Raw genomic sequence first — 7246 nt, 5'->3', positions numbered from 1 at the left:
GCTGGCCCGGCTGGCGCGGGCGGGCGTGCGGCCGGTGCTGGCGGTGCTGCTGTACGAGCACGAGCTGCTGGAGCGGGTGCCGGCCGAGCCGCACGACCGGCCGGTGGACCTGGCGGTGCTGCCCTCCGGGGTCCGCGCGCTCGGCTGAGGGTGGGAACGGCGGCGGCCCCGCTCCCTCGGGGGGAACGGGGCCGCCGTACGGGCCGGACGGGCGTCAGCCGGTGGTGAGCACCAGCTTGTGCTTGGTGGCCTTCTCGACCGCGTCCGGTGTGTAGGCCCAGTTCAGCAGCTTGCCCTTGAGCCAGAGGTCGGTCTGGTCGTTGTAGTTGTCGTGGAAGGCATGGCCGGAGGCGCCGCCGACGTTGACCCAGCGCGAGGAGTCGAGGTCGTTCAGGTCGACCACCATGCGCATCGACGGGATCCAGTCCACCTCGTATCCGGCCGCCGCGTTCCAGCCGGCCGCGTCGACCGCCGCCGAGCCGCCGGAGAGCCGGTATGGGCCGCGGTTGAGCAGCTTGTGGACCGCGCCGGAGGCGATCGAGGAGTCGTCGGTGCCGAGGGTCTGCTCGCGCAGCTCCAGCTTGTGCAGGCGGCCCCAGCTCCAGGTGGAGACGTCCTTGCTGAGCAGCGAGGTCAGCTCCTGGCGGGCGTTCTTCATCGCCTCCTGGAGCAGGTTGTCCAGGCCCTTCTGCTCCTTGTGCTGGTCGTCGATGTACGTCCACCACGAGCTGTCGGGCTTCTCCAGCTGCTGGCGCACCACCTCGGTCCAGCGGTCGCCGCCGTCCGGCTGGGCCTTGCCCGGGTCCCGGGTGCCGCACTCGGTGACGATCTTGGTGGCGCTGTCCGGCTTGGTGGGGTCGTCCTGCCGGCGGACCAGCAGGCAGTTGTCCTTGGCCCGCAGGTCGGCCGGGAACTTCTGGCCGAAGGCCAGGATCAGCAGCTGGCGCCAGACGCCGTTGTAGTAGGCGGCGGCCGCCGAGTCGGCGTCCTGGTGGAAGTTCCAGTCCTTCAGCAGGTCCTGGGCCTCGCGCACGTACGGGTCGCTGACCGGCTGCTTGAGCAGCAGCGGGACCAGCGTCTTGGCCATCACGCTGGTGTTGTCCAGCTGGAGGGTCTGCATGTCGTCCGGCGAGATCTTGCCGTTGTTCTTGAGCAGGCCCTCGATCTGGTCGGTGATCTCCTTGGCGCGGGTGCCGTACTCCCAGCCCTTGGTCAGGTTGTACTTGTAGCTCGGGTCCACCACGGCCTGGTTGGCCGTGACGATGTAGCCGGCCGAGGGGTTGAGGCTCCAGGGCAGCGCGGAGAAGGGGATCGGGTCCTTCCACTGGTACGCCGGGTCCCAGCCCAGCGCCGGGTAGGTGCCGTCGCCCTTGCCGCGGACCGGGATGTTGCCCGGGGCCTGGTAGCCGATGTTCTTGGCGTCGGCGTAGATCAGGTTCTGCGCGGGGACGGTGAAGTCCTTGGCCGCGGCGCGGAACTCCTCCCAGTTCTTCGCCTTGTCCAGCTCGAAGACGGCGTCCATGGTCTTGCCCGGGCTGAGCGCCGTCCACTGGAGGGCGACGCCGTAGCCGCTGGTGCCGCGGTCGGGGGCGGAGGTGCCGTTGGGGGCGTACTTGCCGACGTTCTGCTGCTCGCTGCGCTGGTCGGAGATCAGCGGGGCGCCGGTCTGGGTGGTGCGGACGGTGATGGTGCGGTCCTCGCCACCGGCGACCTTGATGGTCTCCTTGCGGAGGTCGAACTTCACGTCCTTGCCGTCGTACTGGTAGGTCTCCGGTCCGGTGACCTTCTCCAGGACGAGGTCGGTGACGTCCGCGCCGAGGTTGGTGAAGCCCCAGGCGATGTCCTTGTTGTGGCCGATGACCACGCCGGGCATGCCCGCGAAGGTGAAGCCGGAGACGTCGAACTGGCAGGCCGGGGAGCTGGTCCGGCAGTGCAGGCCCATCTGGTACCAGACCGAGGGCAGGCCGGGGCCCAGGTGCGGGTCGTTGGCCAGCAGCGGCTTGCCGGTGGTGGTGTGCGTGCCGGCGACCACCCAGGAGTTGGAACCGATGCCCTGGCCGGGGCGGCCCAGCAGCTGCGGCATCGCGTCGATCCGGTCCGTCAGGCCCTGCAGCAGCGCCTTGGTGGTGGCCGCGCCCTGGGCGGTGGCGGCGCCGGTGGCCGCGCCGGACTGCGGGGAGCCGTCGGCGGGGCGGTAGTTGTCGCCGGCCACGGTGCCGGTCTTCACGATGGTGCCGTTGCGGGCGTACGGGTAGTCCGGGTACAGCTCGGCGATCTTGTCCGGGCCGAAGTCCTGAGCCAGCAGCGAGCGGTCGATCTCCTCCTGGAGGTTCCCGGAGAGGTTCCAGGCCATCGCCTTGAGCCAGGCCACCGAGTCGACCGGGGTCCACTGCTCGGGCTGGTAGCCGCCGTTGACGACGCCGAGCAGCGAGTACTCCAGCGAGGCCTTCGAACCGCCGGGGTGCTCGGCGAGCCAGGCGTTCACGCCGTCCGAGTAGGCCTGGAGGTACTTCTTGGTCTCCGGCGACAGCTTGGTGTCGAACTCCTTCTGCGCCACCTGCCGCCAGCCCATGGTGCGGATGAAGGCGTCGGTGTCGACCTGGCCGTCGCCGAACATCTCGGAGAGCCGGCCGGCGGTGACGTGCCGGCGGACGTCCATCTCCCAGAAACGGTCCTGCGCCTGGACGTAGCCCTGGGCGCGGAACAGGTCCTCGGCGGTGTCGGCGTACAGCTGCGGGATGCCGTTGGCGTCCCGCTTGACGTCGACGGGCGCGCTCAGGCCCGCCACCTTGACGCTGCCGTCGACCTCGGGGAAGGAGGCACGGACCGCGGAGACCCCGCGGTAGCCGCCGTAGCCGGCACCGGCCACCAGCAGCACGACCAGCACGATCACGATCAGACGGGCGCGCCGGAACTTCTTCGAGCGGGGCATCTGGGTCCTTGCGGTCCTGACTTCGGGGCGGGCGGGGCGTGTCCGGGGCCTGTTGCCGGGACAGGGCACCACATTAGGCCGAGTCGGCCGAGCACCGTGAACGGGGGACCAAGCTAAAGATATGGCAAAATGTTAGACTGCGTAACGATCCGCAAGAGGAGCATTGACGACTTCTTAACGGGTCACCCCCACAGCACCACCAGACACCCCGTCCGCCCTTGCCTGCCCGAGGTGCCCCTGCGTGAACATCTCCCATCTGAACCAGCTCCTGCTTGAGTCCTCCGTGATCCTGCTGTTCGCGGTGGGTGCCGTACGCCTCTCCACCCGATCAGGGCTGCCCAGCCTGCTGATCTATCTGGGGATCGGTGTGGCGCTGGGCCAGAACGGGATCGGTGTCACCTTCAACAACGCCGAGCTCACCCAGGTGCTCGGCTACGCGGCGCTCGTGGTGATCCTGGCCGAGGGCGGCCTCAAGACCAGCTGGCGCGAGATCAAGCCGGTGATGCCGTCGGCGACCGTGCTCGCCACCGTCGGCGTCGGCGTCAGCGTGTTCGCCACCGCGGCCGGCGCGCACTGGCTGGTCGGCCTGGACTGGCGGACCTCACTGCTGCTCGGCGCCATCGTCTCCTCGACCGACGCGGCCGCCGTCTTCTCGGTGCTGCGGATGGTCCCGCTGCCGCACCGGCTCACCGGCCTGCTGGAGGCCGAGTCCGGCTTCAACGACGCGCCCGTGGTCATCCTGGTCGTCGCCTTCGCCACCACCGGGGAGCTGGACTCCTGGTACGTCCTGCTCGGCACCATCGCCGCCGAGCTGGCGATCGGCGCGGTGATAGGCCTGGCCGTCGGCAAGATAGGCGCCTACGGGCTCAAGCACGTCGCGCTGCCCTCCTCGGGCCTCTACCCGATCGCCGTGATGGCGCTCACCGTGCTCGCGTACGCCGGCGGCGCGCTGCTGCACGGCTCCGGCTTCCTCGCCGTCTACATCAGCGCGGTGATACTCGGGAACTCCAAGCTGCCGCACGGCCCGGCCGTCCGGGGCTTCGCCGACGGGCTGGCGTGGATCGGGCAGATCGGCATGTTCGTGCTGCTCGGGCTGCTCGTCACGCCCGAGACCATGGGCGACGCCGTGGTGCCCGCGCTGGTGATCGGCGGGGTGCTGGTGTTCCTGGCCAGGCCGCTCTCGGTGATGGTCTCGCTGACGCCGTTCAAGGTGCCGGCCCGCGAACAGGCGCTGCTGAGCTGGGCCGGGCTGCGCGGGGCGGTGCCCATCGTGCTGGCCACCATCCCGGTGGTGTCGGGCGCGCACCGGGCCGAGGACGTCTTCAACATCGTCTTCATCCTGGTCGTCGTCTTCACCCTGCTCCAGGGGCCGACCCTGCCCTGGGTGGCCAAGCGGCTGCGGATCGACGAGGGCGACATGGGCCAGGACCTGGGCATCGAGTCCGCCCCGCTGGAGAAGCTGCACGGGCACCTGCTGTCGGTCGCGCTCTCCCCCGCCTCGAAGATGTCCGGGGTGGAGGTCAGCGAGCTGCGGCTGCCCAAGGGGGCGGCGGTCACCCTGGTCGTGCGGGAGGGGAACTCCTTCGTGCCGGACAAGGCGACGGTGCTGCGCGGCGGGGACGAGCTGCTGGTGGTCACCACGGACGAGGTCGGCGAGGCGGCGGAGCGGCGGCTGCGGGCCGTGGACAAGGGCGGCAAGCTCGCGGGGTGGCTGAACGGGCGGTGAGGCCGCCCGGCCCGGCCCGACGCCCGGCCTGATGGGGCCGGGTCGGGCCGGGCTGGGTCCGGCCTGGCGGGGCTGTTTCGGCCGGGCTGCACTGGTGTCGTCTACGCGCGTAACTGTATGCTGGTTCGAACACGCCGTATGACTACCGCTAGACCACACCCAGCATCTGCCTGACGCAGAGTTGGCGCGACCGCTCGGCGGCCGCGGTCCGGCCCCCGGCCACCACGCCGGGCCGACCCGGTATCTACCCCGGTCGACGCGCGAGAGGACGACTCTCGGCGCCGTCGGGGCCACACCATGCCCTGCCGCGCTACCAGGCAGCAGGAAGGACCGACCGTGACGGCGCGCCGAACGGTCGACACCGCCGCGGATCCCGCGGCCACCACCGCAGCTCCCGCCCCCGCCCGTGTCGGGTACGGAGAGCTGCTGCGCACCCCCGGGGCCTGGACGTTCCTGTCCCCCGCCCTCGTCGCGCGACTGCCTTACGCGATGCTCAGCATGGGCATCCTGCTGCTCGTCACCCAGACCCACGGTTCGTACGGCACCGCCGGTACGGTCACCGCGGTCGCCGCCGTCGCCCAGGCCCTGGTCGGGCCGCAGACCGGGCGGCTGGCCGACCGGTTCGGCCAGGCCTCGGTGCTCGTCCCGACCGTCCTGGTGCACGCGGTCTCGGTCGGCGCGCTGATCGCGCTCGCGCTCGGCCACGCGCCGGCCTGGAGCCTGTTCCTGGCCGCCGTCCCGGCCGGTGCGAGCGTGCCGCAGGTCGGCGCGATGGTCCGGGCCCGCTGGGTCGCCGGGTTCGCCGCGGACGGCGCCTCCGACGCCTCGGCGGCCCGGGTGAGCACCGCCTTCGCCTTCGAGTCCGTGACGGACGAGTTCACCTTCGTGATCGGCCCGATCCTGGCCTCCGGCATCGCCGCCGTCGCCAACCCGGCCACCGCCCTGGTCGCCGAGGCCTCGCTGACCCTGGTGGGCGGCCTGGCCTTCGCCGCCCAGCGGCGCACCGCCCCGGCCCGGATCGTGCCGCAGCCCGGCATTAAGCGCGCCTCGGCGCTCGCCTCCCCCGGCGTCCGGCTGCTGGCCGGGGCCTTCCTCGGCGTCGGCGCGGTGTTCGGCGGCATGCAGGTCTCGGTGAACGCCTTCGCCGACTCGGTCGGCCGGCACGACGCCGGCGGCACCGTGTACGGGATCTTCGCCGCCGGCTCGATGCTGGCCGGCGTGCTGTACGGCGTGATCGCCTGGCGGCGGCCGGTGCAGCAGCGGATGCTGATCAGCTACGCGCTGCTGGTGCTGGGCTGCTCGGCACTGTGGGCGATGCCCGACCTGGTCTCGCTGACCGTCGCCGGGCTGGTCTGCGGGCTGGCCATCGCACCGACCCTGATCAGCGGCTACACCCTGGTCGAGACGCTGGTCGCGGACGGGGCCAAGACCGAGGCCTTCACCTGGCTGACCGGCGCCATCGGGCTGGGGCTCGCGGTCGGCTCGATGGCTGCGGGGCAGCTGATCGACGGGCACGGGCCCTCGACCGGGTTCCTGGTGCCGGTGACCGGGGCCGGGCTGGGGCTGATCGCGCTGGCCTCGCTGCGGCACCTGCTGGTGGCGCCGGGGACCGGGGCCGGCGCTGCTGGCGGCACTGCCGTCGGCGCTGCTGCCGACCGGGTCGCCGCCACGGCGGAGCACGGCGGTGCCGCACGGCTGGTGGGCGCGGCCGAGCGCTGAGCCGGCGGCGGCCCCGTGGCCGGTCCCGGCCCATCTCACACCGGAGTCGCTGGACTGATCCCGCGGAATGCCGCATCATTGACCATCGTTAGCACTCATCAGGCGAGAGTGCCAGGAGGAAGACAAGTGCCCACGTACCAGTACCAGTGCACCGAGTGCGGCAACGGCCTGGAGGCGGTGCAGAAGTTCACCGACGAGGCACTGACCACGTGCCCCGACTGCCAGGGACGGCTCCGCAAGGTCTTCTCGGCCGTGGGCGTCGTGTTCAAGGGTTCGGGTTTCTACCGGACCGACAGCCGCTCCTCCTCCAGCAGCACGGTGGGTGCCGGGTCGTCGTCGACCCCCTCGGCGTCGTCCACCCCGTCCACTCCCTCGTCGTCGTCGTCGGGCTCCGGCTCCTCGGCCTCGTCCAGCCCGGCTCCGGCCGCGGGCTGACCCCGGCACCGGGCCCCTCGGCCCGGACGCCCCGCAGCACCCCGGAAGGCCCGTCGACCCCGCTCCCATGCGGGGACGGCGGGCCTTTCCGCATGCCCGTCGCGGGTGATTCGTCAACTCGGACAGGCCCGACCCACTCGCGTGGGTGTACGAAGTTATCCACAGGGGCGGGGTTTTCCACAGGCCTGGGGAAAGTGCTTTCGGAGTTCGCCGGGAACGCCCATCGTGTGGATCGTCCGGTCCGCGAGGGGCCGGTTCGCCGACACTCCGGAGGTGCGTCGATGACGACCGTGAGCTTCTCCCTCCCCCTGCCCGCGCCGACGGTGCCACCCCGGCAGGAGCTGCCGAGCTTCCCGCCGATCCGGCGCGGGTGCGGCGGGTGGCACCGCTGGCGCAGTGCGACGCGCCGACGGGCCGGGGTGCCCGTGCTGGTG

4 protein-coding genes and 1 pseudogene are annotated in these 7246 nt (G+C 71.7%); 4 read left to right on the top strand and 1 reads right to left on the bottom strand.

The window, feature by feature from the left end; genetic code table 11:
- A pseudogene (locus BU198_RS18230) lies at window positions 1-148 on the top strand (5-formyltetrahydrofolate cyclo-ligase); the annotation flags it as partial.
- A gap of 66 nt (window positions 149-214) precedes the next feature.
- Here the strand turns inward: BU198_RS18230 and BU198_RS18225 are convergent.
- Window positions 215-2932 carry a penicillin acylase family protein gene (locus tag BU198_RS18225; RefSeq protein ID WP_188296409.1) on the bottom strand — a complete coding sequence of 906 codons (2718 nt, stop codon included), beginning with the start codon at window positions 2930-2932 and terminating at the stop codon, window positions 215-217.
- A gap of 241 nt (window positions 2933-3173) precedes the next feature.
- On the opposite strand from BU198_RS18225, the gene BU198_RS18220 reads away from it, so the two are divergent.
- The 3 genes from BU198_RS18220 (at window position 3174) to BU198_RS18210 (ending at window position 6812) form a co-directional block, all read left to right on the top strand.
- Window positions 3174-4658 (top strand): potassium/proton antiporter, encoded by a 1485-nt coding sequence (locus BU198_RS18220; RefSeq protein WP_188296410.1) that lies wholly within the window; start codon window positions 3174-3176, stop codon window positions 4656-4658.
- Window positions 4659-4994: 336 nt separating this feature from the next.
- Window positions 4995-6377 carry an MFS transporter gene (locus BU198_RS18215; RefSeq protein ID WP_411293167.1) on the top strand — a complete coding sequence of 461 codons (1383 nt, stop codon included), beginning with the start codon at window positions 4995-4997 and terminating at the stop codon, window positions 6375-6377.
- Window positions 6378-6503: 126 nt separating this feature from the next.
- Window positions 6504-6812: an FmdB family zinc ribbon protein gene (locus BU198_RS18210; RefSeq protein WP_188296412.1), complete on the top strand. Its 309-nt coding sequence runs from the start codon at window positions 6504-6506 to the stop codon at window positions 6810-6812.
- The last annotated feature ends 434 nt before the right edge of the window (window positions 6813-7246 follow it).

Origin of the sequence: Streptomyces sp. CBMA156 (assembly GCF_014596515.1) — a bacterium.
In the GTDB taxonomy this organism is placed as follows: Bacteria; Actinomycetota; Actinomycetes; order Streptomycetales; family Streptomycetaceae; genus Kitasatospora.
The sequence above is the reverse complement of the archived record's forward strand: the minus strand, read 5'-3'. Positions and strand labels throughout refer to the sequence as shown.